This window comes from Pseudomonas sp. D1-36 (assembly GCF_051132205.1).
Lineage (GTDB): Bacteria > Pseudomonadota > Gammaproteobacteria > Pseudomonadales > Pseudomonadaceae > Aquipseudomonas.
Genome location: NZ_CP071674.1, coordinates 5,465,674 through 5,491,540, shown reverse-complemented (window position 1 = coordinate 5,491,540; position 25,867 = coordinate 5,465,674). Strand labels below are relative to the sequence as shown.

The following is a 25,867-nucleotide window of genomic DNA, read 5'->3' as shown; positions in this document are numbered from 1 at the left end:
CGACGAGACGTGCCTGGCATGTCTCGGTCGGTGCCTCTGGAGATTCCCATGTTTGTTCGAAATTGCTCGCTGTGGACGAGTGCGATGGCAGCGCTGTGCCTGCCATTCATAGGCCTTGGCGCCCAGGCGGCCGGAATGGTCCCGGAAACGCCGGTTGTGATTGTCGACCAGGGCATAGGGGAGGCGACCCTGAATGTCAGGAATACGGACGATCAACCGGCATTGCTCTATAGCGCTGTCCTTGACCTTCCGCAGGACAAGGAACCGTTGCTCCTGGTCAACCCTCCCGTGGCTCGACTGGAACCCGGCCAGAGCCAGCAAGTGCGTTTTATCCTTCACAGTGCCGCTGTCTTGCAGACGGAGCGGCTCAAGCGCGTCGTGTTCGAGGGCATCAAAGCGCGTCCGGCGGCGAGCGGCGCACAAATCTCCATGGGCGTGCGCCAGAACATCCCGGTGATTATTCGTCCGGCTGGCCTGGCAACGGAGCGAATGCCTTGGAAACGGCTGGTCTGGAGCGCCAGGACCGGTGAGATAAGCGTGAGCAATCCCAGCCCCTATGTTGTGAGGCTGGCGCGATCGGTGAGTCTGATTCCCGGTGGTGCAACACTGGATATCGGCCGTACCTATATCCTGCCGGGGGAAACGCTGGCGTTCGCCACGCCATCGAGCCTGGGCACACATGTCCGGTTGTTCCCAGCCACCACCTACGGGTTTGCCGCTGGTAGCCACGACGCACGCTTGAGCTTGCAGTAGTGGGCCTGGGTGTCTTCTGGCGGCCTGTCGGCAGCCTGGTCCTGATGTCGATTGCCTGGACCGAAGCCTCGGCACAGGCGTCCGATGAATTTGACCGTTCGGTGCTCGAAGCGCGAGGGATCGATCCGAATGTCGCCGAGTACTTTCGCAGCGCCGCGCGGTTTGCCGCAGGACGCAACCGCGTCGCCCTGAATGTCAATGGCGTACCTTCCGGGCAGATCTCCGTGACGTTCGATGACGAAGGGCAGTTGTGCGCCGATGCGAACTTGTTTGAGCACGTGGGAATCGCCGCGCCGTCGAACGTGAATCCAGGCGTTGATGAGGCGCTTTGCCTGTCTGCCGTACAAGCGTTGGCCGGCTTCCAGGTGCAGCTTGATCCGGGACAGAACCTGGTTTCATTGGTGGTGCCCGCCGACTTGCTGGCGACGCCAGGGCAGCGTCCCGGCGGCTGGGACTCCGGAGGGGTGGCGGGTGTGTGGAATTACGATGCTCTGGTCATCGACGGTTCCGCTGCGGGGCAGTCCAGCCACTATCGCAGCTTGGGCACTGAGCTGGGTTTCAATGCCGGAGATTGGGTCGTACGCAGCCGCCAGAATTACACGTCGTTCCAGGGCGTGACGCGTTTCGAGACGCTGTACACCCAAGCATCCAAGACCTGGGAGCGATTTGGCGCGCAGGTGCAGTTGGGCCAGTTGAACATGCGTTCCTCGTTGTTTTCCACGGGCCCGTTCACCGGGGTGCAAATCTTCCCGGAAACGGCGCTTTCCGCGGATGCGGGTGGGCTGGGCGCGGGATCCGAGGTCCAAGGGTTGGCCTATTCGACGGCCCGAGTCGAGGTCCGCCAGAGTGCCATCGTGATCTATACCACTCTGGTCCCCCCCGGGCCGTTCACCTTGCGCGACCTGCCGCTGATCAGTGATAGGCTGGATCTGGAAGTCAGCGTGTTCGAAGAAAGCGGTGAGCGTCGCGACTTTCATGTGCCTGCCGCGCAAGTGCGTCCCGCGAGACTAGGCACCCTGCCCAGTTATGGATTGGCGGCAGGCAGGATCCGGCAGATCGGGCGTGACCATGACACCCCATCATTTTTTGCCGCCAGCCGGGACTGGCGATGGGGCCCTCGGACGCAGACGAGCGCAGGGTGGATGGGGGCCGACGGTTACCAATCCTTTGGATGGGGCGTTTCTCAAGCGCTGACCCCAGCGACCGTGCTGACCCTGCAGCAGCTCGGTTCACGCACGACACGAGGCATCGGCGGCCAAGAGATCCAGGCCACACTCAACACGACGCTGGGCGACGGGCTATCGGTCGGTTTGACAGCGGGCCAGCGCAGCCCTGGGTTTCGATACTTGTCTGAGGCCGGGCGTGATGCCGTTGGAGGTGACCCGTTTGCCCGCGCGGCCAATCACTGGAGCCTATCGCTGAGGAGAGCGGATCCGGCTTGGGGTGCGCTGAGCGGATCATTGGCTCGCTATCAGGGCGGGGGTGGAAAAGCTCATTCGAGGGTCAGCGCGGCATGGTCGCGGGGTTTCGACTGGGCGACGTTTTCGCTGAGCCTTGAACACGACAGGTTTGAGCAAGCGGGTAGATCAGGTGCGTTCGTCAACGTGGGTGTTCCCCTGGGACGCAACCGAAGAATAAGCACTTCTGTACGTTACGATGATTCGAGAGGAGTGCGCAGTGGCGCACGTTATTCGGAGCAGGTCAGTGACAGCCTTGGCTACAGCATCGGTGCCGATCGCTTCGCCGACGACCGGAACGACTTCAACGCCAGGCTTAACGCCGTGCCCCGTTATACCAGCGCAGAACTGGGGTATTCCCGGAGCAGCGCCGGCGCGCGCCATTATGACCTGACGCTACGCGGCGGGTTGGCTTTGCACGACGAGGGCGTGACGCCTTCGCCGTATCCGCTGCGCGACACGTTCGGCCTGCTCAAAGTCGGCGACTACGCCGGAGTGAAGATTGGAACGCCCCAGGGGCCCGTCTGGACCGATGGAGCCGGGCGTGCGGTGGCGGCTGAACTGCCGCCTTACCAGGCGAGCCGTGTTGAAATCGACACGGTCAGCCTCCCTCGCAACATTGAGGTGCCAAATGGTTACCAAGAAGTGCGGGCAGCGCGCGGCGCTGTGCCGCGGCTCGACTTCCAGGCCGCCAGGGTTCGTCGCTTGTTGCTATACGTGCGCAACGAAGAGGGGGTACCCATGGCCAAGGGCCTTGGGGTTTATGACCACGCGGGTCAGTACTTGACGACGGTGGTCGACACGGGCCTGGTATATCTGGAGGATGCCCCTGTCGTGGCAAAACTCTCTATAGCGCTTGCCGATGAGCAAATCTGCCGCTTGGAAATCGATACTCGCCAGATGCCGGCATCCTCAGCGCCTATCGATCGTCTTGAGGTGGCTTGCCAGGTTGGCTGAGCGTGCCTGCACCGCCGATCATTCAGTGATCGATGAGCTTCATTGGACGTTGGCGACATCGCTCAACAGCTTGCTCGCGGCGGCACCCACCTTGCGTACAGCATCTTCGATTTGCGCCGTTGGCTTGGCAGCGTAGTTCATGCGCAGGCAATTACGGTATTTGCCAGATGCCGAGAAAATACTGCCGACCGCGATCTGGACCCCTTGGTCATGAAGCATGCGGTTGAGCTTCAGCGTATCGAAGCCTTCCGGCAACTCGACCCAGAGCATGAAGCTGCCACGAGGGCGGCTGGCGCGGGTGCCCTGGGGGAAATATCGGCTGACCCAGTCCATCATTACGTCGCGATTGCGCTGGTATTGCCCGCGCATGCGGCGTAAATGCGGCTCGAAATGACCAGCCTTGAGAAACTCGGCAATAGCGATCTGGGGCTGCGGCGCGGTAGATCCCGTGCTGATGTATTTCATGTGCAGCACCCGTTCCAGATAGCGGCCGGGGGCAACCCAACCCACTCGCAGGCCCGGCGCCAAGGTCTTGGAAAAAGAACTGCAGAGCAGGACGCGCCCATCTTCGTCGAAAGACTTTATGGTGCGCGGACGCGGGTAGGTGTAAGCCAGTTCGCCATACACATCGTCTTCGATAATCGCCACATCAAAGCGCTGTGCCAAGGTCAAGAGGGCTCGTTTGTTGGCCTCGGGCATGATGTAACCCAACGGGTTATTGCAGCTCGGGGTCAACTGTATGGCCTTGATCGGCCATTGCTCCAACGCCAGTTCCAAAGCTTCCAGGCTGATGCCAGTGAGTGGGTCGGTGGGGATTTCCAGGGCTTTCATGCCCAGGCCTTTCAGCGTCTGCATGGCGCCATGGAAGCTGGGTGAATCCACCGCGACGATGTCACCTGGCTCGCAGGTGGCGCGGACGCTCACTGACAACGCTTCGTGGCAGCCGGTAGTGACAATCAGGTCGTTGGCGCCCAGTTGGCAGCCGGAGTCCAAGGACAGCCGGGCGATCTGTTCCCGCAGTTCCAAGTTGCCATAGATGTTGTCGTAATACAGGCCGGGCATGTCTTGCCGTCGGCTGATCTGCGCCAGGCTGCGAAGTAATGGCTTCATGGTTGGCGAATGGATATCCGGCATCCCGCGACCCAGCTGCACCACGTCTTTGCGCGGTACGGCGCGTATCAGTTCCAGCACTTGGTCCCATTGTGAAATGTCCACCGGGCGCTGGGCTGGACGGCCCACCGCCGGCAGGTCCGGCAGTTCCCGGCTGACCGGCACGAAATAGCCAGACTTGGGTTTCGGCATTGCCAGCCCGCTGTCCTCCAGCACGCGATAGGCCTGCTGGACCGTGCTCAGGCTGACCCCGTGTTCGGTGCTCAAGGCGCGCACCGACGGCAGCCGGTCACCGGGGCGGTAGAAGCCTTGTTCGATACGGGTGCCGAGCAGCTCGGCGAGGTTCACGTACAGCGTCATGGTGCGTTCTCAGTGAAGTGGGAAAGCGACAACCAATACAGTTGCGGCGCAAAACTTCGATTCAGTGCCGAAAACGCCGATTCTGTATGCTTATAAAAGACATCGCCTGAATCTGTATTGCTTTTGGCCGTCCGCGCATCATGAAAGCTCTGGCTACCCAAGTAAACAGGAGCGATCAAAAATGAACGGCTTGAGCGATGTACGGCTGACGTTACACAGTCAGGAACTGGCGGCTGGGCAGGAAAAGGAGCTGCGCAGCGGGGCTTTGCGCAATGCGCCAGCCGGCCTGAGTCGCTGGGGACTGTTCTGGCATCGTTTGCATACACGCAAAGCCCTGTTGGACATGTCGACCGAACAGTTGCGTGATATTGGACTGAGTCGGGAGCAGGCGCGGGCGGAAGGCTTGAAGCCGTTCTGGCGGATTTGAATCGATAAGAAACCTGTGGCGAGGGAGCAAGCTCCCTCGGCCCCTGTCACACCAGTTCTTTCAATCTATGCCACAACATCCCCAATGCCAGCAGCGGTGAGCGCAAATGTTTGCCCCCTGGGAATGTCATGTGCGGCACCTTTGCAAAAAGATCGAAGCCACCTCCCTGTTGCCCACTGATTGCTTCGGCCAGCAGTTTGCCCGCCAGGTGCGTGGCGTTTACGCCATGGCCCGAGTAGGCCTGAGCGTAATACACGTTCGGCTGACCCTTGAGGCGGCCGATCTGTGGCAAGCGGTTGGCGCCGATGCCGATCATCCCGCCCCATTGATAATCGATTTTCGCGTCCGCTAACTGAGGGAAAACCTTGAGCATTTTCGGACGCATATAGGCGCCGATGTCCTGCGGATCGCGCCCGGAATAATGACAAGCCCCGCCGAACAACAAGCGGCGATCCGCCGAAAGCCGGTAATAATCCAGCGCCACCCGCTGATCACAAACGGCCATGTTCTGCGGTAATAGCGCATGTGCCTGCGTTTCGCTCAACGGCTCGGTCGCGATGATGTAGCTGCCGGCCGGCAGCACTTTGCCGCTCAACTCCTGGTTCAAGCCATTGAGGTAGGCGTTGCAGCCCAGCACCAGGGTATTGGCGCGGACCGAGCCGTGCTCGGTATGTACTTTTACTTGATGGCCATAGTCGATGCGGGTGACGGCTGATCGTTCGAACAGTCGAACTCCCAATTGCTGGGCCGCCGTGGCTTCTCCCAGCGCCAGGTTGAGCGGATGCAGGTGACCCGAACCCATGTCGACCAAGCCGCCAACGTAACGATCCGAGCCCACCACGCTGTGCATTTCGTCAGCGCGCAGCAGTCGGGTCTCGTAGCGGTAGCCCAGGCTGCGCAATTCTTCGGCGTCTTCGGCGAAGCCCTCGAGGTCGCCGGGTTTGTTGGCAAGGTCACAATAACCCCAGGTCAGGTCGCAAGAAATCTGAAAGCGCTCGACTCGTTGTCGGACGATTTCCACCGCCTCAAGCCCCATCAGTTTCATCTGACGGACGCCGTCGTTACCGACGACCGAAGCAAACTGGTCGAGGCCGTGCCCAACGCCGCGAATCAACTGGCCGCCGTTGCGTCCGCTGGCACCCCAGCCAATTTTATGTGCTTCGAGCAACACCACGCTCATCCCGCGCTCGGCCAGTTCGATGGCCGTGTTCAACCCGGAGAACCCGCCGCCCACCACACAGACGTCCGCGATCAGCTCGCCTTGCAACACCGGATGGTCCGGCTGCGGCAGGCTGCTGGCGGCGTAATAAGAGGCGGCGTGCGCGTGGCTCGGGACAGGTTGCTGAACACGGGCGTTCATGTGCGTAATCCTGATTGATGTGTTTGAGAAATTTTACGGAGCATAAGCCGTGCTTTCCTCCATCGGCAACTCTGGTCGGCTGACGCTGTCTGGCCTGCGCCTTTTGAGGCAGAATCCAAGGCTGTCCCGACCCGGTACTCGCCTCGATGAGCTGCAACAGCCAAAAAATCCGCACGCTGCGTCAGCAGATCCCTACGTTTGAGTGCGTGCCGGGCTGTCACGACTGCTGCGGCCCGGTGACCACCTCGCCCGAGGAAATGTCCCGGCTACCGCGCAAGACCCGCGCCGAACAGGACGCCGCCATGGAAGCGCTCGATTGCGTGCACTTGGGGCCGAACGGTTGCACGGTCTACGACGAGCGGCCGTTGATCTGCCGTCTGTTCGGCACCACGGCGACCTTGCCATGTCCCAATGGTCGACGCCCGGTGGAGCTGATCCACCCGCGTGTCGAGAAGCAGATTCATGAGTACATGGCGAGTACCCGGCAGGTGTTGGTCTAGGCCTCTCAATCCGGGATCGGCAGGTTCAGGCTCTCCTTCACTTCTTCCATCACGATATAGCTCTTGGACTCACGCACGTGGGGCAGCTTGAGCAGAATGTCGCCCAGCAGCTTGCGGTACGAGGCCATCTCGGAAATCCGCGCCTTCACCAGATAATCGAAGTCGCCCGACACCAGGTGGCATTCCAGGACGTGTGGCAATTTCAGCACTGCGCGTCGGAATTCTTCGAAGGTATCGCCGGACTTGTAGTCGAGGCTGATCTCGACAAACACCAGCAGGCTGCCCTTCAGGTGCTGCGGATTGAGCCGGGCGTTGTAGCCCATGATGATGCCTTCGCGCTCCAGGCGCCGGACCCGCTCGGTACATGGCGTGGTGGAGAGACCGACCTTTTCGCCCAGTTCGGTGAAGGAAATCCGCCCGTCCGCCTGGAGGATGCGCAGAATGTTGCGGTCGATCTTGTCCAGCTCGCGCTTGGTCTGGGTATTGGTACGCACAGGTGATGCGCCTCCATGAAAAGGGTTTTTGCCGAGAATTCTCGCCAAATATAGGGATTTATATAGTGAAAAGCACTGGCTGATCTTTTTTACACTGCGCCCATCTAAGCTTTGTACAACAAACGTCAGCGGTCATCCGCGATGAGGATTCAACATGCGCGTTCTGGTCTTGGGTAGCGGCGTCATCGGTACCGTCAGTGCTTACTATCTGGCCCGTGCCGGGTTTGAAGTGGTGGTGGTCGACCGTCAGCCGGCGCCGGCCATGGAAACCAGCTTCGCCAACGCCGGCCAGGTGTCGCCGGGTTACGCCTCGCCGTGGGCCGCGCCCGGTGTGCCGCTCAAGGCCATCAAGTGGCTGTTGCAGCGTCACGCGCCGTTGGCGATCAAGGCCACTGCCGACATCGATCAATACCTCTGGATGGCGCAGATGCTGCGCAATTGCACTGCCAGCCGCTACGCAATCAACAAGGAGCGCATGGTCCGCCTGTCCGAGTACAGCCGTGACTGCCTGGACGAGTTGCGCGCCGAGACCGGCATTGCTTACGAGGGCCGCAGCCTGGGAACTACTCAACTGTTCCGCACCCAGGCCCAGCTCGATGGCGCGGCCAAGGACATCGCCGTGTTGAAGGAGTCTGGCGTGCCGTTCGAAGTGCTCGACCGCGCAGGCATCGCCCGGGTCGAGCCGGCGTTGGCCAACGTCACCGACATCCTCGCTGGTGCGCTGCGCCTGCCCAATGACCAGACCGGCGACTGCCAGATGTTCACCACCCGCCTGGCGGAAATGGCTGTCCAGCTCGGCGTGCAATTTCGGTTCGACCAGAATATCGAGCGCCTGGATTTCGCCGGTGACCGCATCAACGGCGTCTGGATCGACGGCAAGCTGGAAACAGCCGACCGCTACGTCCTGGCCTTGGGCAGCTACTCGCCACAGTTGCTCAAGCCCCTCGGTATCCGCGCGCCGGTGTATCCGCTCAAGGGCTATTCCCTGACCGTGCCGATTACCGACCCGGCGATGGCGCCGACCTCGACCATCCTCGATGAGACCTACAAGGTCGCGATCACCCGGTTCGACAATCGTATTCGCGTCGGCGGCATGGCCGAAATCGCTGGATTCGACCTTTCGCTGAACCCGCGTCGGCGCGAAACCCTGGAGATGATCGTCAACGACCTTTATCCTCGGGGCGGCGACCTGGCCCAGGCCAGTTTCTGGACAGGCCTGCGCCCAACTACACCGGACGGCACGCCTATTGTGGGCGCTACCCCGTTCAAGAATCTGTTCCTGAACACTGGCCACGGCACCCTCGGTTGGACCATGGCCTGTGGTTCCGGTCGCCTGCTGGCGGACCTGATGGCGAAGAAAAAGCCACAGATCAGCGCCGAAGGCCTCGACATTTCCCGTTATGGCAGCAAACCCCAGGAGTCCGCAAAACATGGCAATCCAGCGCCAGCTCACCAATGACTGCTTGAGTGTTTCGGCCGCGCTGCCCTGACAGCTGTCAAAACTCTCCCTCTCCCGGCGCTGTTGGTGGTTGATGCTGTCAGCCTGCGCCGGTTTTTTATCCATGACTGCCTAGAAGCGTGCCGCCATGCGTCCTGCCCGTGCCCTGATCGACCTCCAAGCCTTGCGTCATAACTATCAATTGGCCCGCGAAGTCACTGGGGCCAAAGCCCTTGCGGTGATCAAGGCCGACGCCTATGGGCACGGGGCGGTGCGCTGCGCCGAAGCCTTGCAGGAAACGGCCGACGGGTTTGCCGTGGCCTGTATCGAAGAGGCCCTGGAGCTGCGAGCGGGCGGTATTGGTGGACCGATCCTGCTGCTGGAAGGATTTTTCGAGGCCGATGAGCTTGCCTTGATCGTCGAACATGATTTCTGGTGCGTGGTGCATGCGTTGTGGCAACTCGAAGCGATCGAGCGCGCGACGCTGGGCAAGCCGATCACGGTCTGGCTCAAGCTCGATTCGGGTATGCATCGGGTCGGATTGCATCAGGACGAGTTCCAGCCGGCGTATCGTCGCCTCCTGGCCAGTGGAAACGTGGCGAAGATCGTATTAATGAGTCACTTCGCCCGTGCCGATGAACTGCATGACCCCAGCAGCCTGCAACAATTAGCAGTATTCGAGCAGGCCCGCCAGGGCCTGATGGCAGAGGTCAGCCTGCGCAATTCTCCGGCGGTGCTGGGTTGGCCGCAGATCCCCAGCGACTGGGTGCGGCCCGGCATCATGCTGTACGGCGCAACGCCTTTCGAGGAGGCCAATGCCGTTGCTTCGCGCCTGCAGCCGGTTATGACGCTGGAGTCTAGAATCATCAGCGTGCGCGAGCTTCCCGTCGGCGAGCCCGTGGGTTATGGCGCACGCTTTGTCACGGCGCAACCGACACGCGTGGGCGTGGTCGCCATGGGCTACGCCGACGGCTACCCGCGCCAGGCGCCCAACGGCACGCCGGTGCTGGTGGACGGGCAGCGTAGCCAACTGGTCGGGCGGGTATCGATGGACATGCTGTGCGTGGACTTGACCCATATCCCCCAGGCCGGGCTCGGCTCCACGGTCGAGCTATGGGGCAAAAATGTCCTCGCCAGCGACGTGGCGATGGCTGCCGGCACGATTCCCTACCAGATATTCTGCAACCTGCGGCGGGTGCCAAGGCTCTATTCCAAGGGGTGAGGCTGAGCGCTATCTACCGAAAGTCGCTTCACCGCACAGGATTCGGGCCAAAGTGTTGTAAATACTGAACGCTGTCGCCATGATAACGCTCACTTTACACACAACCTGATTCCCTGGAGGCTCCAGCATTGGACGTCGGTGAACGACTGCAATCCATTCGTAAACTCAAAGGCCTTTCCCAGCGTGAACTCGCCAAGCGCGCGGGCGTCACCAACAGCACCATTTCGATGATCGAGAAAAACAGCGTGAGCCCCTCGATCAGCTCGCTGCGCAAGGTCCTTGGCGGGATTCCCATGTCCATGGTCGAGTTTTTCTCCGAAGAAATCCTCCAGGAGAAACCGACCCAGATCGTCTACAAAGCCAACGAACTGATCGACATCTCCGATGGCGCCGTGACCATGAAACTGGTGGGCCGGGCGCATCCGAGCCGGGCGATTGCGTTTTTGAACGAAATCTATCCGCCTGGCGCCGACACGGGCGACGAGATGCTCACCCACGAAGGCGAAGAAACCGGGATCCTGGTGGAAGGGCGGTTGGAATTGGTGGTGGGCGCCGAAACCTTCGTGCTCGAAGCCGGTGACAGCTACTATTTCGAAAGCACCAAGCCCCACCGCTTCCGTAACCCGTTCGACGTGCCGGCGCGACTGATCAGCGCAGCCACACCGGCCAATTTCTAGACCAAGAGGCGCCGAGCCCGCAGGGGCAAAGGCGCCCGAAGGTTGGCCTGTCATGACAAACAAGACCCTTGCGACTTTGGGGTTGTTTCGGAGTGACAGGCTTACCGCTATACTTGCGCCCGCCTGCAAACCGTGGCCGCAGGCGTGACTAGCCACCATTGAGGGTGTACGCGTGAACCTAATTATGAAAATGCTGGCTGCACCAGCAACCGTATTGGCCCTATGGGCTGCGAGCGCTCAAGCGGCGCCCAACGATGACATCGCCAAGCGCCTTGAACCCGTCGGCCAGGTTTGCGTCCAGGGCAAGGAATGCAAGGGGATGGAAGTGGCTACAGCGGCGGGCGGTGCCGGCGGTGCCAAGGCGCCAAAAGACGTCATTGCCAAACATTGCAACGCTTGCCACGGTACTGGTCTGCTGGGCGCGCCGAAAATCGGTGACAAGGCAGCCTGGAAAGAACGCGCCGACCACCAGGGCGGTCTCGATGGCATCCTGGCCAAGGCCATCACGGGCGTCAACGCCATGCCGCCTAAAGGCACCTGCGCCGATTGCACCGATGATGAACTCAAAGGCGCCATCAAAGAGATGTCCGGTCTGTAACAGGCATTCATCTTCCGCAAAAAAGCCGCTTACGAGCGGCTTTTTTGTGCCTGGGATTTTTTTCCGGACTGGTCATCGCAACCAAGACCCGGCAAGCTCGGTCCAACCCACATTCATGGAATGTCCCGGAGGGTCGGATGGTGCAGTTGTGTTCAATCGAACAGGCGGTGGATGACGTACTCGAGCGTCTGCCCGCGCATATCCACCTCGGCATGCCCCTTGGGCTGGGCAAACCCAATCTGTTCGCCAACGCGCTGTACCGGCGCATCGCGCAACTGCCCGAGCGACAGCTGACCATTTACACCGCCTTGAGCCTGGGGCGGCCGACCTTGGGCGATGGGTTGCAGAAGCGCTTCCTCGAACCCTTCGTCGAACGGGTCTTTGGCGATTATCCCGAACTCGATTACCTGGCCGACCTGCAGCGCGATAGCCTGCCGGCCAATATCCGCGTCCAACAATTCTTCATGCAGCCCGGCAGCCTTTTACACAGCGCGTCGGCCCAGCAGGACTATGTCAGCAGTAACTACAGCCACGCGGCCCGGGACATCAACGGGGCAGGCTTGAACCTGATCGCCCAACTGGTGGCGAGCGACCCGGAGCACCCGGATCGCCTTAGCCTGAGTTGCAATCCGGACATTACCCTGGATCTGTTGCCGATGATCGCCAAGCGGCGCGAGGCGGGGGAGACCATTCTCCTGGTGGGCCAAGTCCACAGCGACTTGCCGTACATGCCCGGTGACGCGGAAATCGGCATCGATGGCTTCGACTTGTTGATCGACGAGAAGGACAGCCACACGTTGTTTTCCACGCCCAACATGCCGGTGGGGTTCCAGGATCACTTGATCGGCCTGCATGCCAGCACCCTGGTGCGCGATGGCGGTACGTTGCAAATCGGCATCGGCTCCATGGGCGACGCACTGACAGCGGCACTGCTGGCGCGCCAAGCCGATAACGCCGGTTACCAGGCTCTGTTGGCGGAACTGAACCTCAGCCAGTGGGCGCAATTGATCGAGCGCGAAGGCGGGGTCGAGCCTTTCGCCAAGGGGTTGTACGGTTGCAGTGAGATGTTCGTCAACGGTTTGCTGGTGCTGGCGGAAGCCGGAATTATCCGGCGCAAGGTCTACCCCGACGAGCCGACCCAGGAGCGGGCCATTGCCGGAACCCTCGACGAGGCGGCGCAACCCGATGGCATCTGCATTCATGGCGGGTTCTTCCTCGGCCCGCGCAGTTTCTACGAGCGCTTGCGCGAGTTGCCGCAGAGCCGTCTGCTTGAATTCAACATGACGCGTATCAGCTACATCAACGAGCTGTACGGTCAGGAGCAGCTCAAGCGCTTGCAGCGCCTCGATGCTCGGTTCATCAACACGGTCTTCACCATGACTTTGATGGGCGCGGGAGTGGCTGACCAATTGGAAAACGGGCGGGTGCTCAGCGGCGTCGGTGGGCAGTATAACTTCGTCGCCCAGGGCCACGCGCTTGAAGGGGCGCGTTCGATACTGCTGTTGCGTAGCTGGCGGGAATCGGGAGGGGTGGTCAGTTCGAACATTGTCTGGGAATACGGTCACTGCACGATTCCACGCCATTTGCGTGACATTGTGGTAACCGAGTACGGCATCGCCGACCTGCGGGGCAAGACCGACGCCTCGGTGATCGAGGCGTTGCTGAACATCAGCGATTCACGCTTCCAACCCGGATTGATCGAGCAAGCGCAAAATGCCGGCAAGCTGCCGAAGGACTTTCGCCTCGATCCACGCTTTGCCGACAACACCTCGGAGCGTTTGCAGGGGATCCAGGCGCGGCATCCCAACCTGTTTCCGGAGTACCCGTTGGGCTGTGATTTCGATGAGGTCGAGCGGGACTTATTGCGGGCGCTGAATTGGCTGAAAAGCAAATTCAAGCTCACCGAGATCCTGGATCTGGGCAAAGCCGCCCTGGATGCGCCGCAGCCCTGGGAATATGCCGGGCATCTGGAGCGAATGCAGCTGACGAGCCCGGAGGGGCTGAAGGAAGAGCTGTATCAGCGGCTGTTGCTGGCGGGGCTCAAGGCGACCGCGCCTTAGAAATCGGCCATCCCCTGTGGGAGCGAGCAGGCTCGCTCCCACAGGGGAATGGGTATTAGTCTAGGAAGGTCACAACCCCACCCGCCAACGACTTCACCCGGGCCAACGATTCGACGCGATAGCCCTGGGCATCCAGTTCGGCGCGGCCGCCCTGGAACGACTTCTCGATCACGATCCCCAGCCCGGCGACGGTGGCGCCGGCCTGCTTGATGATGGAAATCAGCGCCTGGGAGGCTTTGCCGTTGGCCAGGAAATCATCAATGATCAGCACGCGGTCGCTGCTGGTCAGGTGGCGCGGGCTGATGGCGACGGTGCTTTCGGTCTTCTTGGTGAAGGAATACACGGTGGCCGACAGCAGGTTCTCCGTCAGGGTCAGGGACTGTTGCTTGCGGGCGAAGATCACCGGCACGCCAAGATTCAGCCCGGTCATGATCGCCGGGGCGATGCCCGAGGCTTCGATGGTGACGATCTTGGTGATGCCCGAATCCTTGAACAGTGCGGCAAATTCATCACCGATCAGCTTCATCAACTGCGGATCGATCTGGTGGTTGAGAAACGCATCGACCTTCAATACCTGGTCGGACAGCACGATGCCTAGCTCTCGGATTTTCTGGTGCAGGGCTTCCATGAAGCCTCCTCTGGGACGCGTTCAGCGCCTGAAATAGTGGAAAATTCTAGCGCTTCAACATCGCGCGTATATCCGCCAAGGCACTGTTGCCGCGAACGGCTTTGACCTCTGTCGGCGTATCGTCGTTGCCTTCCCAGGCCAGGTCGTCCGGCGGCAACTCATCGAGGAAGCGGCTCGGGGCGCAGTCGATCACTTCGCCGTATTGCTTGCGCTTGGCGGCGAAGGTGAAGGCCAGCGTCTGGCGTGCCCGGGTAATCCCGACGTAGGCCAGGCGCCGTTCTTCTTCGATGGTGTCGGCCTCGATGCTGGAACGGTGCGGCAGGATTTCTTCTTCCATGCCCATGATGAACACGTAGGGAAACTCCAGGCCTTTGGAGGCGTGCAGCGTCATCATCTGCACACCTTCGGCGCCTTCTTCCTCTTCCTGCTGGCGTTCGAGCATGTCCCGCAGCACGAGCTTGCCGATGGCGTCCTCGACGGTCATGTCGCCGTCTTCGTCTTTTTCCAAGGTGTTCTTCAACGCCTCGATCAAGAACCAGACGTTGCTCATACGGTAATCGGCGGCCTTGTCGCTGGAGCTGTTGGTGCGCAGCCAGTTTTCGTAGTCGATGTCCATGACCATGCTGCGCAGCGCAGAGATCGGATCTTCCCCGGCGCACTGCTCGCGGACCTTGTCCATGAAACGCTTGAAGCGCGCCAGGCGATCGGTGAAGCGGCTGTCCAGATGCTCGCCAAGGCCGATTTCGTCGGTGGCGGCGTACATCGAGATCTTGCGCTCGGTGGCGTAGTTGCCGAGTTTTTCCAGGGTGGTCGAACCGATTTCCCGGCGCGGCACGTTGATCACCCGCAAGAAGGCGTTGTCGTCGTCCGGGTTCACGATCAGGCGGAAGTAGGCCATCAGGTCCTTCACTTCCTGGCGGCCGAAAAAGCTGTTCCCCCCCGACAGACGATACGGGACCTGGTGATGCTGCAGTTTCAGCTCGATCAGCTTGGCCTGGTAGTTGCCGCGGTACAGGATCGCAAAATCGCTGTACGGCCGGTCGGTGCGCAAGTGCAGGCTGAGGATTTCCATGGCCACGCGCTCGGCTTCGGCGTCTTCGTTGCGGCAACGGATCACGCGGATCTCGTCGCCGTGGCCCATCTCGCTCCACAGTTGTTTTTCGAACTCATGGGGGTTGTTGGAAATCAGCACGTTGGCGCAGCGCAGGATCCGGCTGGTGGAGCGGTAGTTCTGTTCCAGCATCACCACTTTGAGCGACGGGTAGTCTTCCTTGAGCAGCATCAGGTTTTCCGGCCGCGCGCCGCGCCAGGCGTAAATCGACTGGTCATCGTCGCCCACCACGGTGAACTGGTTGCGTTTGCCGATCAGCAGTTTCACCAGCAGATACTGGCTGGCGTTGGTGTCCTGGTATTCGTCCACGAGCAGGTAGCGGACCTTGTTCTGCCATTTCTCGAGGATGTCGGCGTGGTCCTGGAACAGTTTGACCGGCAACAGGATCAGGTCGTCGAAGTCCACCGCATTGAACGCCTTGAGCGTGCGCTGGTAATGGGCGTAGACGATAGCGGCGGTCTGTTCCTTGGGGTTGCGGGCGTTTTCCAGTGCTTCGGGCGGCAGGATCAGGTCGTTTTTCCAGGCGCCGATCATGTTCTTGATCTCATCCACGCCGTCGTCGCCGGAATATTCCTTCTGCATGATGTCGGTCATCAGGGCCTTGACGTCGGCCTCGTCGAAGATCGAGAAGCCCGGTTTGTAGCCCAGCCGCGCATGTTCCTTGCGGATGATGTTCAAGCCCAGGTTGTGGAAGGTGCAGACCGTCAGGCCGCGACCTTCGCCGGCGCGCAGCAGGCCGCCGACCCGCTCTTTCATTTCCCGGGCGGCCTTGTTGGTGAAGGTCATGGCGACGATGTACTGGGCGCGGATGCCACAATTCTGGATCAGGTGCGCGATCTTGCGGGTGATCACGCTGGTCTTGCCGGAGCCTGCACCGGCGAGCACCAAAAGAGGGCCGCCGACATAGTTCACGGCTTCTTGCTGCCGGGGGTTGAGTCGGGACATGACAGGGTTCAGGGAGTCGTTTGCGAAATGGGCCGGCATTTTAACAGGCTCTGAGAATTGTGCTGCCCTGTCCGACTTGTGACGTTGCGCATCATTGCAATTGCCGCTTTCGTCACTTTCCCTCAGGATGCGGACGGAAATTGGTTCCAACGTTCGTTTTTTGAGATGAAAAAGCTTCAAAAAGCGGGTATCTGAGAACCATTGGCATTGGTGATTGCCCATCGGCGCGTCATAATGCCCCGCGCCTACCACCTTGCAGAGTCTAGGGAGTCAGCTTGTCCACGCCTGTCGAACCCTTGCGTTTGCTGTTGTTGGCCGAAACGCCTGAGTGGTCAGCGATATTGCGCGAGTGCCTGGCGCCCATGGGGCCCTCGGTCGTGTTGATCAGCGCCCCGAACTGGGACTCGGTCAGCAGCTTGTTCGAGGACAACCGCAACGCGGTGCTGCTCACCGTTGCCGCCCTGCAGCCGGCACCGGGTCGTTGTCGTTTGCCGACAGTTCTGTTGCTCGAGCATGAACCTTCGGTTTCCCCGGATGGCGTCAGCGACTGGCTGGTGCGCGACGCCCTCGATGAGGCGACCCTGCGTCGTTGCCTGCGTCACGTGCGCGAGCGGGGGATGCTCGAAAACACCCTGCAACGGCTCGCCGAGCAGGACCCGTTGACAGGCATCGCCAACCGCCAGGGTTTTCAGACCTTGCTGGCGGCTCGCCTGGCTGAAAACGAAGGCCGTGGCCTGGCCCTGGGTCACCTGGACCTCGACAATTTCCGCCACGCCAATGACGCCCTCGGCCACCAGGCCGGCGATCGGCTGATCCTGCAGGTTGTCTCGCGGCTCAAAGGCGCGCTTGAGGCCGGTGATCAGCTGGCACGGCTGGGGAGCGACGAGTTCGCCTTGTTGATAGACACCCGCCGGGCGCCCCAGCGAGCGGAGTGGATGGCCGAGCGCATCATCGAAGCCATGGCCGAACCCTACTGGGTCGACGGTGAAAGCCTGTTGATCGGTTGCAGCCTGGGCATTGCCCACGCCCGGGCGCAAGCCGGTGCGGACCCCTTGATGTGGCACGCCCATATCGCGATGCAGCAGGCCAAGAGCACCCAAGGCTGCACCTTTCATATTTTCAACGAGCGCATCAACCGCAACGCCCGCAGCCTCGCCGACCTGGAAAGCGAGCTGCGGCGGGCGTTGCGACGTGATGAGCTGGAATTGCATTACCAGCCTCGGCTGAACCTGGCAGATGGCACGATTGTCGGCCTCGAAGCCCTGGTGCGCTGGCGCCATGGCGAGCGCGGCTTGTTGCCACCGAGTGAGTTCGTGCCGCTGGCCGAGCAGAGCGGGCTCATCGTGCCGTTGGGTTACTGGGTGATTGCCCGGGCCCTTCGGGACATGCAGGACCTGCGTGAACGTGGGCAGGCGCCGTTGCACATGGCGATCAACCTTTCGTTCCGGCAGTTCCAGGACAGCCAGTTGCTGCCGACCCTGAGCCGGTTGATCGCCGAGCGGGGTGTCGAGGCCCAATGGCTGGAGTTCGAGCTCACCGAAACCGCCGTGATGCGTCGCAGCGAACTGGTCAAACAGACCATGGATGCCCTGGGTCGCCTGGGGGTACGGTTCTCCCTGGATGATTTCGGCACCGGATTCTCCTCGTTCGTGCACCTCAACAGCCTGCCCATCGCCCTGCTCAAGATCGACAAGAGCTTCGTCGGCGGCATGGAGCAGCGCGAAGAGAACCGCAAGCTGGTCCACGCGATGATCAACCTGGCCCATAACCTCAACCTCGAGGTGGTGGCTGAAGGCGTCGAGACCCGCGAGCAACTGGAGTTGCTGCACGGTTTCGGATGCGACCAGGTGCAGGGGTTCCTGATCAGCAAGCCGTTGCCGCTGGCGGAGTTGGTTGAATACCTGATGTCCGAGGGTGATCAGCAGTCGATGCTGGAAATCAGCTAACCCAAAACCCGGTGGGAGCGAGCTCGCTCCCACAAAAGGCTTTGTTTCATTTGGCCTGGATCGCTTCGAAACCTTGCTGTCCCGGCTCGCTGCGAATCATCCGCTTCATCTTCCACTCGAACGCCAACGTCAGGCTCACCGCCGCGCAGGCCAGGCCCAGGGCGAGGCCCCACCAGACGCCGGTCGGGCCCCAATGCAAATGGAACGCCATCCACCACGCCGCCGGCGCGCCGATCAACCAATAGCAACCCAGGCCCACCAGGAACGTGGTCTTGGCGTCCTTCAATCCGCGGATGCAGCCCATCGCAATGGTTTGTGTGCCGTCGAACAGCTCGAACCACGCCGCCACGGCCAACAGGCTCACCGCCAGGTCGATGACCGCGCGGAACGCCGGGTCCTCATGGTCCAGGAACAGGCCGATCAATTGATTCGGCAGCAGCCAGAACACCATGGCGAACGCCAGCATGGCGGCCGCGCCAAAACCAATCCCGACCCTCCCGGCCAGGCGCGCCATGAGCAATTGCCCGGCACCGTAATGCTGGCCGATACGCATGGTGATGGCGTAGGACATGCCCGCCGGAACCATGAAGGCCACCGAGACGATTTGCAGCGCGATCTGGTGGGCCGCCAGCGGCGTGCTGCCCATGGTGCCCATGCACAGGGCGGCGAATGCGAACAGGCCGACTTCCACCGCGTAAGTACCACCAATCGGCAAGCCCAGTCGCCACAGTTCCTTGAGGTATTGGCGATTGGGTCGCGACAGGCCGGCAAGCAATGGATAAGCGCGGTAGGCCGAGTGCCGATGAATGTGCCAGGCCAGCGCCAGGGCCATGCAGTTGGCGACGATGGCCGTGACCAGGCCGATCCCCATCAGGCCGAGCTTCGGCAGGCCGAACATGCCGGTGATGAGCGCATAGTTGAGAAGGAAGTTGGCCACCGTGCCGCCGAGGCTGATCACCATCACCGGCGTGGCCCGCCCGATGGCGCTGGTAAAGCCACGCAGGGCCATGAAACTCAGGTAACCGGGCAGGGCGAACGGCAGTGCCAGCAGGAATTGCCCGGCAGAGAGCACGTTGGTTTCGGTCTGGCCGAACATCAACAGCACCGGCTTGAGATTCCACAACAGCAGGCCCGCCACCAGCGCCATCAACCAGGCCAGCCATAATCCGGCCTGGGTCAGCCGGGTGGCGCCTTCGATGTCGCCCGCGCCCTGGCGGATCGCTACCAGGGTGCCCACCGCCGCGATCACGCCGATGCAGAAAATCGATACGAATGAATAGCTCGCCGCCCCGAGCCCGCCGCCTGCCAGGGCTTCGGGGCTCAGGCGAGCCATCATCAGGGTGTCCGTCAGCACCATCAGCATGTGCGCCAACTGCGAAGCAATCAACGGTCCCGCCAGGCGCAGGATGGCCCAGAGTTCGGTACGCACAGGATGCCGCATGATCATCACACTCCATGTTCCAGCAAGGCAGTAAGACGAAGATTCTCGGCCCTCCCGCCGGATTGCACAAAAGGATAAAAAAGATCGCTGGCATGATTAAAACTCATGCTGAATGGGTTTCTGGTAGGGTTTGCAAACCACGCCATGGAGCTTTTGCGATGTCACGCCGTCTTCCTCCGCTTTATGCGCTACGGGCATTCGAAGCCGCGGCGCGCTACAGCTCGTTTACCCGCGCCGCCGAGGAGCTGTCGATCACCCAGAGCGCCGTCAGCCGGCACATCCGCACACTCGAAGATCACTTTGCCTGTCGACTGTTCCAGCGCAGCGGGCGCAACCTGCAACTGACCGAGTCGGCGCGCCTGCTGCTGCCGGGCGTGCGGGAGGGCTTCATGGCGCTGGAGCGGGCTTGCCACACATTGCACGGAGAAGACGGCATCCTGCGGATGAAGGCGCCATCGACCCTGACCATGCGCTGGCTGCTGGCGCGCCTGAGCCGCTTTCGCCATCTGCAACCGGGCAACGAAGTGCAGCTGACAAGCGCCTGGATGGACATCGACTCGGTGGATTTCAATACCGAGCCCTTCGATTGCGCAGTCCTGCTGGGCAATGGGCATTTCCCTGCGGACTGGGAGGCCAGCCTGCTGTTTCCCGAGGAGTTGATACCGGTCGGCGCTCCGAACCTGCTCAATGACCAACCCTGGGATGTGGCGCGATTGGCCAAGGCCGAGCTATTGCATCCCACTCCGGATCGCCGCGACTGGCGCAATTGGCTGCAGCGCATGGGCTTGGCTGACAAAGTCTCGCTCAGGGGCGGTCAGGTGTTCGATACCCTGGAACTGGGCATGATCGCGGCCGCGCGCGGCTACGGCGTATCCATGGGCGATTTGTTGATGGTGGCCGAGGACGTTGCCCAGGGGCGCTTGAGCCTGCCATGGCCAACCGCTGTCGCCAGCGGCGAGCATTACTACCTGGTCTGGCCGAAAACCCGGCCCGGGGGTGAACGTTTGCGCCGGCTCAGCGACTTTCTCCAGAGCGAGGTGAAGGCCATGCAACTACCTGAGGTCAAGCGCCTGGGCTGAAACGTTGCAGTCGCCGTGCTAGCCACTTGGTATTATTCCTTCCAAAGCCCTCAAGTATTCGGCGTCACGGCCGAAGGTGAACATAGAACCTTCGTTCAGAAAGGGCCAATACCTACCTCATCGAATCAGATGCCGAGCGTGCGATGTGATCAAGATGATCCAGTCTCTCGGCCAGGAGCCGTCATGTCTCAACCTCGTGCCCGGATCGCCTCACAGCTAGGCCTTGCCCTTGCCGTGATACTGGCGGTCGTGATCTCCGGCAGTACTGTCTTTGCCTTGCGTTCGCTTGACGCTGCAAACCTTTCTACCCGTGAAGAGCATCTCGCGAGCGAAGCGCGGCTGATGGCCGATCAGCTCAACACGTTCCACAGCACGTTGCGCGAAAGCACCCAACGGCTGGCGGGTCTGTTCGAAAAGCGTTTCAGCGCCGGCTTGAGCGTGCATCCGGACCAGCCGGTGACGGTGGCGGGCGTTCAGACGCCTGGCTTGAGCCTTGGCAGCGAAGTGTTGAACAACAATTTCAAGGAAGTGGATGATTTCAAGACGATGACCGCCGGCGTGGCCACGGTATTCGTGCGCAGCGGCGACGATTTTGTCCGCGTCAGTACATCCGTCAGCAAACAGGACGGTACGCGCGCCATCGGTACTGTGCTCGACCGCGCCGGACCGGCCTACGGCCCGGTGATCAGCGGCCAGAGCTACATTGGCCGGGCGTTGCTGTTCGGGCGCTTCTACATGTCGCAGTACACGCCTGTGCGTGATGGCAGCGGCAAGATCATTGCCGTGTTGTACGTAGGATTCGATTACACCGATGCGCAGAATGCGCAGTTCGAAAACCTCAAGCGCTTCCGAATCGGACAGACCGGCTCGCTGGCGTTATTGGACGAGCAGAACAAATGGTTGGTGCCGCCGGCCGGTGTGCAGGCACTGGACCGTGCTACCGCGGCCATCACAGCGTTGGTCAAGAAGCCTGGCAAGGGTGCTTTCTGGGACGACACCGCGGAGGAGTTCTATAGCGTTGCCGTGCCGTTCGAGGGCGGGCCCTGGTCGGTCGTGGCGAGCATGCCGAAAACCGAGATCAACGCAGTGACCTGGAACGTCGGTACGCAACTGGCGATCGGCAGTTTGCTGGCGATGTTGCTGGCGGTCGGTGCGGCGGTATGGCTGTTGCGCAGCAAACTGGCTCCCCTCGGTGACTTGGTGCGTCAGGCCGAGGCCTTGGGCGCCGGCGACCTGAGCGTGCGCCTGAATGTGTCGAGCCACGACGAGATCGGCCAACTGGCCCGTGCGTTCAACCAGATGAGCCAAGCCTTGTCGACCATGGTCGAGCACATTCGCAAAGCCTCCCAAGAGGTCAACAGCCGTGCCCAGGCGCTCTCCGGATTGTCCAGTGGCGCCTATGAAGGGATGGAGCAACAGTCCGGCGAGATCACCAGCATGGCCGGGGCGGTGGAAGAATTCAGCGCCACCTCCCTGAACATCGCCGACAACATGGGCAATACCGAGCGCCTGGCCCAGGACAATGCCCAACAGACTCGCATCGGCCGTACCTCGATGGACGAAGCGTCATCGTCCCTGGAACAGATCGCGGGCGCCTTGAACAGCACTGCAACGGTCATCAACACGCTGGGCCAGCGCTCCCAGGAGATCGGCGGCATTGTCGGTGTGATCACTTCGATCGCCGAGCAAACCAACCTGCTGGCGTTGAACGCCGCCATCGAAGCTGCACGGGCGGGCGAGCAGGGTCGTGGTTTTGCCGTGGTAGCTGACGAGGTTCGGAGCCTGGCCTCGCGCACTCGCCAGGCCACTGACGAAATTTCCGGCATGATCAACAGCATCCAGCAGGAAACCGGCAACGCCATCAGCACCATGGAGAAGGGCAACCTGCTCATGCAGGAAGGCCTGTCGCGTAACGCCAACGTGGCCTCGGCCCTGGCGCGTATCGATGAGCAAAGCCGCTCGGCCGGCCAGCAATTCGCCGCGATCACTACGGCTACGCAGGAGCAAAGCAGCACCGCGACCCTGCTCAGCAGCAACCTGCAGAGTATTGCCATGGCCAACAGCGAACAGCGCGAAGTGGTTTCGAACCTGGCGATCACCGCCAAGGAACTGGAAAAACTGGCGCAGGACCTCCGCAAAGAAGTCGATCGGTTCCGCTGAAACCGTCCCCTCACGAGCAAGCCAACCCAATCCCGTTGCGAGGGAGCTTGCTCCCGCGGGCCTGCACAGCAGGCCCGCGCCTTTTCAGGCAGACCTTATCGTCGCGTCTTGCGCCTGCTGCGCAGTCGAGCGGCAGCAAGCTCCCCCCCGCCACCGGTTCTAGGCTGCATAGGCAAAAAATCACCGCGAGCAAGCTCGTTTCCCGCAAAAAATCTCCAATCTGTAGCCGTGTACTTTTTCAGGTAGTTGCTGTTTTTTGGCTTGCTGAAACGTTTCTTCAAGTCTATAAAAACCGCACAACTCCAACAAAAGGCCGTCTCCATGAATTCCCTAAGACTCTTCGTTGCCCTCGGCGCCTTGGGCGTAGCTTCCCATGCGATGGCGTGGGATTACGTACTGCTCGACTCCGATAAAGCCGCCCAACCCTGGCAAATCACCAGCCAACAACTGGGCGTGAAAACCGATAAGCCGTTTTCCGTGACGATGCGCACCCTCCACGGGGGGCGTCAGGAAGGCGTGAGCATTGTCGACATCGACAACGGCACTCTGAAGCTGTCAGTCGTCCCGACCCGTGGCATGAACGTGCTTCAAGCCTCGGTCGGCGATGTGCGTATGGGCTGGGATTCGCCGGTCAAAGAAGTGGTCAATCCAGCATTCATCGAACTCAACGGCCGAGGTGGCCTGGGCTGGCTTGAAGGCTTCAATGAGTTGGTGACCCGCTGCGGCTATGAGTGGGTCGGCCACCCCGGCATCGACAACGGTGAGCTGCTGACCTTGCATGGGCGCGCCGCGAACATTTCGGCGAACAAAGTCACCTTGCACATTGATGAAAAGCCACCTTACGCCATCACCCTGCGAGGCGAGTTGAAGGAGCAGGCGTTCAAGAAGGTTGACTTCTCGGTCCAGACTGAATTGGTCACCGAGCCCGGCAGCGTGACCTTTTCCCTCAACGACACGCTGACCAACAATGGCGATTATCCAAAGGAATACCAGGCGCTCTATCACAGCAATTTCAGCACGCCATTCCTGGAGCAGGGGGCCCGCTTCGCCGCCCCGGTCAAACAGGTTTCGCCGTTCAACGACAAGGCCAAGGGCGACCTGAAGGATTGGACCACCTATCGAGCTCCCACCAAGGACTACGATGAAACCGTTTACAACGTCGTGCCTTACGCCGACGCCAAGGGCGATACGCTGACCGTCCTGCACAACAAGGCCGGTAGCCTCGGCGTTTCCGTGGGCTTCAATACAGGGACGCTTCCGGTGTTTTCCCTGTGGAAAAACACCGATACCCAAGGCCAGGGCTACGTGACCGGCTTGGAGCCAGGTACCAGTTTTTCCTATAACCGCCGCTACCAGCGTCCGCTGGGCCTGGTGCCCAGCATCGCACCGAAAGAGCGCAAGCAGTTCCAGATCCACTACAGTCTTCTGGCGGACAAGGGGGCCGTGGACAAAGCCCTCAAGCGCATTGATGACATCCAGGGCGATCGAAAAGTCGAGGTGCGAGACACACCGCTGGTGGACCTGAGCAAGCCGTGACCTGTTTCATGGCGTTGCGGGCCGGTATTGCAGGGCTTCGGCCAGGTGCTCGCGGCTGATCCGTTCCAACTGCTGAAGGTCGGCCAGCGTGCGGGCGACCTTCAGCAAGCGGTGGGCGGCTCGCAGCGACAGGGACAGTCGTTCGCAGGCGGTTTCCAGCCACGCCTCGTCGGTCGAGGACAGTTTGCAATGGCGGCGCAGCCCCGGTAGATCTAGGAATGCGTTGGCACAGCCTTGGCGGGTTTGCTGGCGTTCCCGGGCTTCGGCCACCCGCTCGGCCGCGGTGGCGGTGTCGTCACCCGGTTCGCCTTTGGGATTGAGCGCCGTGGCTTCCCGCGCCACGGTCAGGTGCAGGTCGATGCGGTCGAGCAAGGGGCCGGACAGCTTGTTGCGATAGCGCTGCACCATGTCCGGTGTGCACGAGCAGCGGCCGCTGGGCTCGCCAAGGTATCCACAGGGGCAGGGGTTCATGGCCGCTACCAACTGGAAGCGGGCCGGGAAGCGCACGCGATCGCGGGCGCGCGAAACCACGATATGCCCCGACTCCAAGGGCTCCCTCAGGACTTCCAATACCTTGCGATCAAACTCTGGAAGCTCGTCCAGGAACAGCACGCCGTGGTGGGCGAGGGTGATTTCCCCCGGTTGCGGCTTGGAGCCTCCACCCACCAGGGCAGGGCCGGACGCCGAATGGTGTGGCTGGCGGAACGGCCGTTGCGGCCAATGGCTCAAGGGCACGCAACTGGCGACCGACTGTATAGCCGCGACCTCCAGGGCCTCGCTTTCGGCCAGCGGTGGCAGCAACCCCGGCAAACGACTCGCCAGCAGCGTCTTGCCCGTACCGGGTGGGCCACTGAACAACAGGTTGTGAGCTCCCGCTGCCGCGATCAGCAGGGCGCGCTTGGCTCCGGCTTGACCTTGTACTTCGCTGAGGTCGGGATAGGGTTTGCTGGCCGAGAGCAGCCCGTTGGACACAAAAGGCTCGACTGGGACGTGGCCGTTGAAATGCGCCACTGCTTCGAGCAGATGGTCCACGGCGATCACCTTCAGCCCCGACGCCAGGCAAGCTTCCTCGGCGTTGGCCCGGGGTACCAACAGCATGTGTCCAGCCTTGCGTGCCGCCAGCGCCGCGGGGAGCACGCCGCGTACCGGTCTCACGGCGCCGGACAATGCCAGTTCGCCGAGGCACTCCACGTCGTCCAGCATCAAGGTCGGCACCTGCACGCTGGCCGACAGGATTCCCAAGGCAATCGCCAGGTCGAACCGGCCTCCGTCCTTGGGGAGATCCGCTGGCGCCAGGTTCAGGGTGATGCGCCGCGCCGGGAAATTGAGCCCTGAATTGATGATCGCGCTGCGCACCCGGTCCTTGCTCTCCTTCACCGCCGCCTCCGGCAGGCCGACCATCGTCAGTGACGGCAAGCCGTTGGCCAGATGAACCTCAACGGTAACGGCAGGGGCTTCGACCCCCACTTGGGCGCGGCTGTGGACGATGGCGAGCGACATGAAGCGTTCCTTGACTGATGGAGAGCCGCATCCTGCGGCTCTTGAAGACTAGTCCGGGGAAACTGAGAGGGCGGGGCAATTGAAGGGGCAAATTTTCGCAGGATGTTG

The 25,867-nt window shown here is 61.4% G+C and carries 20 protein-coding genes; 13 read left to right on the top strand and 7 right to left on the bottom strand.

Features of this window, described 5'->3' with window-relative positions; translation table 11 throughout:
* Window positions 1–48: 48 nt before the first annotated feature.
* Both J3P76_RS24790 and J3P76_RS24785 read left to right on the top strand, forming a co-directional pair.
* On the top strand, window positions 49–753 hold the full coding sequence (locus J3P76_RS24790; RefSeq protein ID WP_434608871.1) for a fimbria/pilus chaperone family protein: 705 nt from the start codon (window positions 49–51) through the stop codon (window positions 751–753).
* A complete protein-coding gene (locus J3P76_RS24785; RefSeq protein ID WP_434701346.1) occupies window positions 753–3,167 on the top strand; it encodes a fimbria/pilus outer membrane usher protein in 2,415 nt (804 codons plus the stop codon). Before J3P76_RS24790 ends, J3P76_RS24785 begins: the two co-directional genes overlap by 1 nt.
* Window positions 3,168–3,206: 39 nt before the next feature.
* On the opposite strand, the gene J3P76_RS24780 is transcribed toward J3P76_RS24785, so the two are convergent.
* Window positions 3,207–4,637 carry a PLP-dependent aminotransferase family protein gene (locus tag J3P76_RS24780; protein WP_420767168.1) on the bottom strand — a complete coding sequence of 477 codons (1,431 nt, stop codon included), beginning with the start codon at window positions 4,635–4,637 and terminating at the stop codon, window positions 3,207–3,209.
* 181 nt (window positions 4,638–4,818) lie between these two features.
* On the opposite strand from J3P76_RS24780, the gene J3P76_RS24775 reads away from it, so the two are divergent.
* Window positions 4,819–5,064 carry a DUF1127 domain-containing protein gene (locus tag J3P76_RS24775; protein ID WP_420767169.1) on the top strand — a complete coding sequence of 82 codons (246 nt, stop codon included), beginning with the start codon at window positions 4,819–4,821 and terminating at the stop codon, window positions 5,062–5,064.
* 46 nt (window positions 5,065–5,110) lie between these two features.
* Here J3P76_RS24775 and J3P76_RS24770 read toward each other — a convergent pair whose 3' ends face one another.
* Entirely contained in the window at window positions 5,111–6,424 is a 1,314-nt protein-coding gene (locus J3P76_RS24770; RefSeq protein WP_434608876.1) for an NAD(P)/FAD-dependent oxidoreductase, read from the bottom strand.
* Between the two features lie 146 nt (window positions 6,425–6,570).
* On the opposite strand from J3P76_RS24770, the gene J3P76_RS24765 reads away from it, so the two are divergent.
* On the top strand, window positions 6,571–6,924 hold the full coding sequence (locus J3P76_RS24765; protein ID WP_420767171.1) for a YkgJ family cysteine cluster protein: 354 nt from the start codon (window positions 6,571–6,573) through the stop codon (window positions 6,922–6,924).
* Window positions 6,925–6,929: 5 nt separating this feature from the next.
* On the opposite strand, the gene J3P76_RS24760 is transcribed toward J3P76_RS24765, so the two are convergent.
* A complete protein-coding gene (locus J3P76_RS24760) occupies window positions 6,930–7,418 on the bottom strand; it encodes an Lrp/AsnC ligand binding domain-containing protein (protein WP_003206849.1) in 489 nt (162 codons plus the stop codon).
* A 154-nt stretch (window positions 7,419–7,572) separates the two neighbouring features.
* Here J3P76_RS24760 and dadA point away from each other — a divergent pair, with 154 nt between their 5' ends.
* The 5 genes from dadA to J3P76_RS24735 all read left to right on the top strand — a co-directional run bounded on the left by dadA (window position 7,573) and on the right by J3P76_RS24735 (window position 13,413).
* On the top strand, window positions 7,573–8,877 hold the full coding sequence (dadA, locus tag J3P76_RS24755; protein ID WP_420767172.1) for a D-amino acid dehydrogenase: 1,305 nt from the start codon (window positions 7,573–7,575) through the stop codon (window positions 8,875–8,877).
* 127 nt (window positions 8,878–9,004) lie between these two features.
* The gene (alr, locus tag J3P76_RS24750) at window positions 9,005–10,078 is read left to right on the top strand and encodes an alanine racemase (protein ID WP_434561645.1); all 1,074 of its coding nucleotides are present in this window, start codon (window positions 9,005–9,007) and stop codon (window positions 10,076–10,078) included.
* A 128-nt stretch (window positions 10,079–10,206) separates the two neighbouring features.
* A complete protein-coding gene (locus tag J3P76_RS24745) occupies window positions 10,207–10,755 on the top strand; it encodes a cupin domain-containing protein (protein ID WP_030138196.1) in 549 nt (182 codons plus the stop codon).
* A 184-nt stretch (window positions 10,756–10,939) separates the two neighbouring features.
* The gene (locus J3P76_RS24740; RefSeq protein ID WP_434611694.1) at window positions 10,940–11,353 is read left to right on the top strand and encodes a c-type cytochrome; all 414 of its coding nucleotides are present in this window, start codon (window positions 10,940–10,942) and stop codon (window positions 11,351–11,353) included.
* A gap of 137 nt (window positions 11,354–11,490) precedes the next feature.
* Window positions 11,491–13,413, top strand: coding sequence for an acetyl-CoA hydrolase/transferase C-terminal domain-containing protein (locus tag J3P76_RS24735; protein ID WP_434608879.1), 1,923 nt, complete (start codon window positions 11,491–11,493; stop codon window positions 13,411–13,413).
* A 55-nt stretch (window positions 13,414–13,468) separates the two neighbouring features.
* On the opposite strand, the gene J3P76_RS24730 is transcribed toward J3P76_RS24735, so the two are convergent.
* Together J3P76_RS24730 and rep are read right to left on the bottom strand one after the other, a co-directional pair.
* Window positions 13,469–14,041: a xanthine phosphoribosyltransferase gene (locus tag J3P76_RS24730; protein WP_420765163.1), complete on the bottom strand. Its 573-nt coding sequence runs from the start codon at window positions 14,039–14,041 to the stop codon at window positions 13,469–13,471.
* A 46-nt stretch (window positions 14,042–14,087) separates the two neighbouring features.
* A complete protein-coding gene (rep, locus tag J3P76_RS24725; RefSeq protein WP_420765162.1) occupies window positions 14,088–16,097 on the bottom strand; it encodes a DNA helicase Rep in 2,010 nt (669 codons plus the stop codon).
* A gap of 275 nt (window positions 16,098–16,372) precedes the next feature.
* Between rep and J3P76_RS24720 the strand changes: the two genes are divergently transcribed.
* Window positions 16,373–18,043: a putative bifunctional diguanylate cyclase/phosphodiesterase gene (locus tag J3P76_RS24720; protein ID WP_434701345.1), complete on the top strand. Its 1,671-nt coding sequence runs from the start codon at window positions 16,373–16,375 to the stop codon at window positions 18,041–18,043.
* 46 nt (window positions 18,044–18,089) lie between these two features.
* On the opposite strand, the gene J3P76_RS24715 is transcribed toward J3P76_RS24720, so the two are convergent.
* Entirely contained in the window at window positions 18,090–19,490 is a 1,401-nt protein-coding gene (locus J3P76_RS24715) for a NorM family multidrug efflux MATE transporter (RefSeq protein WP_434561651.1), read from the bottom strand.
* Window positions 19,491–19,642: 152 nt separating this feature from the next.
* Between J3P76_RS24715 and J3P76_RS24710 the strand changes: the two genes are divergently transcribed.
* The 3 genes from J3P76_RS24710 to J3P76_RS24700 all read left to right on the top strand — a co-directional run bounded on the left by J3P76_RS24710 (window position 19,643) and on the right by J3P76_RS24700 (window position 24,259).
* Window positions 19,643–20,563 (top strand): LysR substrate-binding domain-containing protein, encoded by a 921-nt coding sequence (locus J3P76_RS24710; protein WP_420765159.1) that lies wholly within the window; start codon window positions 19,643–19,645, stop codon window positions 20,561–20,563.
* A gap of 183 nt (window positions 20,564–20,746) precedes the next feature.
* Window positions 20,747–22,723, top strand: a complete 1,977-nt coding sequence (locus J3P76_RS24705) for a methyl-accepting chemotaxis protein (protein WP_434608886.1) — start codon at window positions 20,747–20,749, stop codon at window positions 22,721–22,723.
* 321 nt (window positions 22,724–23,044) lie between these two features.
* On the top strand, window positions 23,045–24,259 hold the full coding sequence (locus tag J3P76_RS24700) for an aldose 1-epimerase family protein (RefSeq protein ID WP_434701343.1): 1,215 nt from the start codon (window positions 23,045–23,047) through the stop codon (window positions 24,257–24,259).
* Window positions 24,260–24,265: 6 nt separating this feature from the next.
* On the opposite strand, the gene J3P76_RS24695 is transcribed toward J3P76_RS24700, so the two are convergent.
* Window positions 24,266–25,759 carry a YifB family Mg chelatase-like AAA ATPase gene (locus J3P76_RS24695; protein ID WP_434701342.1) on the bottom strand — a complete coding sequence of 498 codons (1,494 nt, stop codon included), beginning with the start codon at window positions 25,757–25,759 and terminating at the stop codon, window positions 24,266–24,268.
* Window positions 25,760–25,867: the final 108 nt, after the last annotated feature.

Excerpts from the sequence above, each read along its gene's own strand:
- J3P76_RS24790 (WP_434608871.1), top strand. The coding sequence starts at position 49 with ATGTTTGTTCGAAATTGCTCGCTGTGGACGAGTGCGATGGCAGCGCTG.
- J3P76_RS24780 (WP_420767168.1), bottom strand. The coding sequence starts at position 4,637 with ATGACGCTGTACGTGAACCTCGCCGAGCTGCTCGGCACCCGTATCGAA.
- J3P76_RS24775 (WP_420767169.1), top strand. The coding sequence starts at position 4,819 with ATGAACGGCTTGAGCGATGTACGGCTGACGTTACACAGTCAGGAACTG.
- J3P76_RS24770 (WP_434608876.1), bottom strand. The coding sequence starts at position 6,424 with ATGAACGCCCGTGTTCAGCAACCTGTCCCGAGCCACGCGCACGCCGCC.
- J3P76_RS24765 (WP_420767171.1), top strand. The coding sequence starts at position 6,571 with ATGAGCTGCAACAGCCAAAAAATCCGCACGCTGCGTCAGCAGATCCCT.
- dadA (WP_420767172.1), top strand. The coding sequence starts at position 7,573 with ATGCGCGTTCTGGTCTTGGGTAGCGGCGTCATCGGTACCGTCAGTGCT.
- alr (WP_434561645.1), top strand. The coding sequence starts at position 9,005 with ATGCGTCCTGCCCGTGCCCTGATCGACCTCCAAGCCTTGCGTCATAAC.
- J3P76_RS24740 (WP_434611694.1), top strand. The coding sequence starts at position 10,940 with ATGAAAATGCTGGCTGCACCAGCAACCGTATTGGCCCTATGGGCTGCG.
- J3P76_RS24735 (WP_434608879.1), top strand. The coding sequence starts at position 11,491 with ATGGTGCAGTTGTGTTCAATCGAACAGGCGGTGGATGACGTACTCGAG.
- J3P76_RS24730 (WP_420765163.1), bottom strand. The coding sequence starts at position 14,041 with ATGGAAGCCCTGCACCAGAAAATCCGAGAGCTAGGCATCGTGCTGTCC.
- rep (WP_420765162.1), bottom strand. The coding sequence starts at position 16,097 with ATGTCCCGACTCAACCCCCGGCAGCAAGAAGCCGTGAACTATGTCGGC.
- J3P76_RS24715 (WP_434561651.1), bottom strand. The coding sequence starts at position 19,490 with ATGATCATGCGGCATCCTGTGCGTACCGAACTCTGGGCCATCCTGCGC.
- J3P76_RS24710 (WP_420765159.1), top strand. The coding sequence starts at position 19,643 with ATGTCACGCCGTCTTCCTCCGCTTTATGCGCTACGGGCATTCGAAGCC.
- J3P76_RS24705 (WP_434608886.1), top strand. The coding sequence starts at position 20,747 with ATGTCTCAACCTCGTGCCCGGATCGCCTCACAGCTAGGCCTTGCCCTT.
- J3P76_RS24700 (WP_434701343.1), top strand. The coding sequence starts at position 23,045 with ATGAATTCCCTAAGACTCTTCGTTGCCCTCGGCGCCTTGGGCGTAGCT.
- J3P76_RS24695 (WP_434701342.1), bottom strand. The coding sequence starts at position 25,759 with ATGTCGCTCGCCATCGTCCACAGCCGCGCCCAAGTGGGGGTCGAAGCC.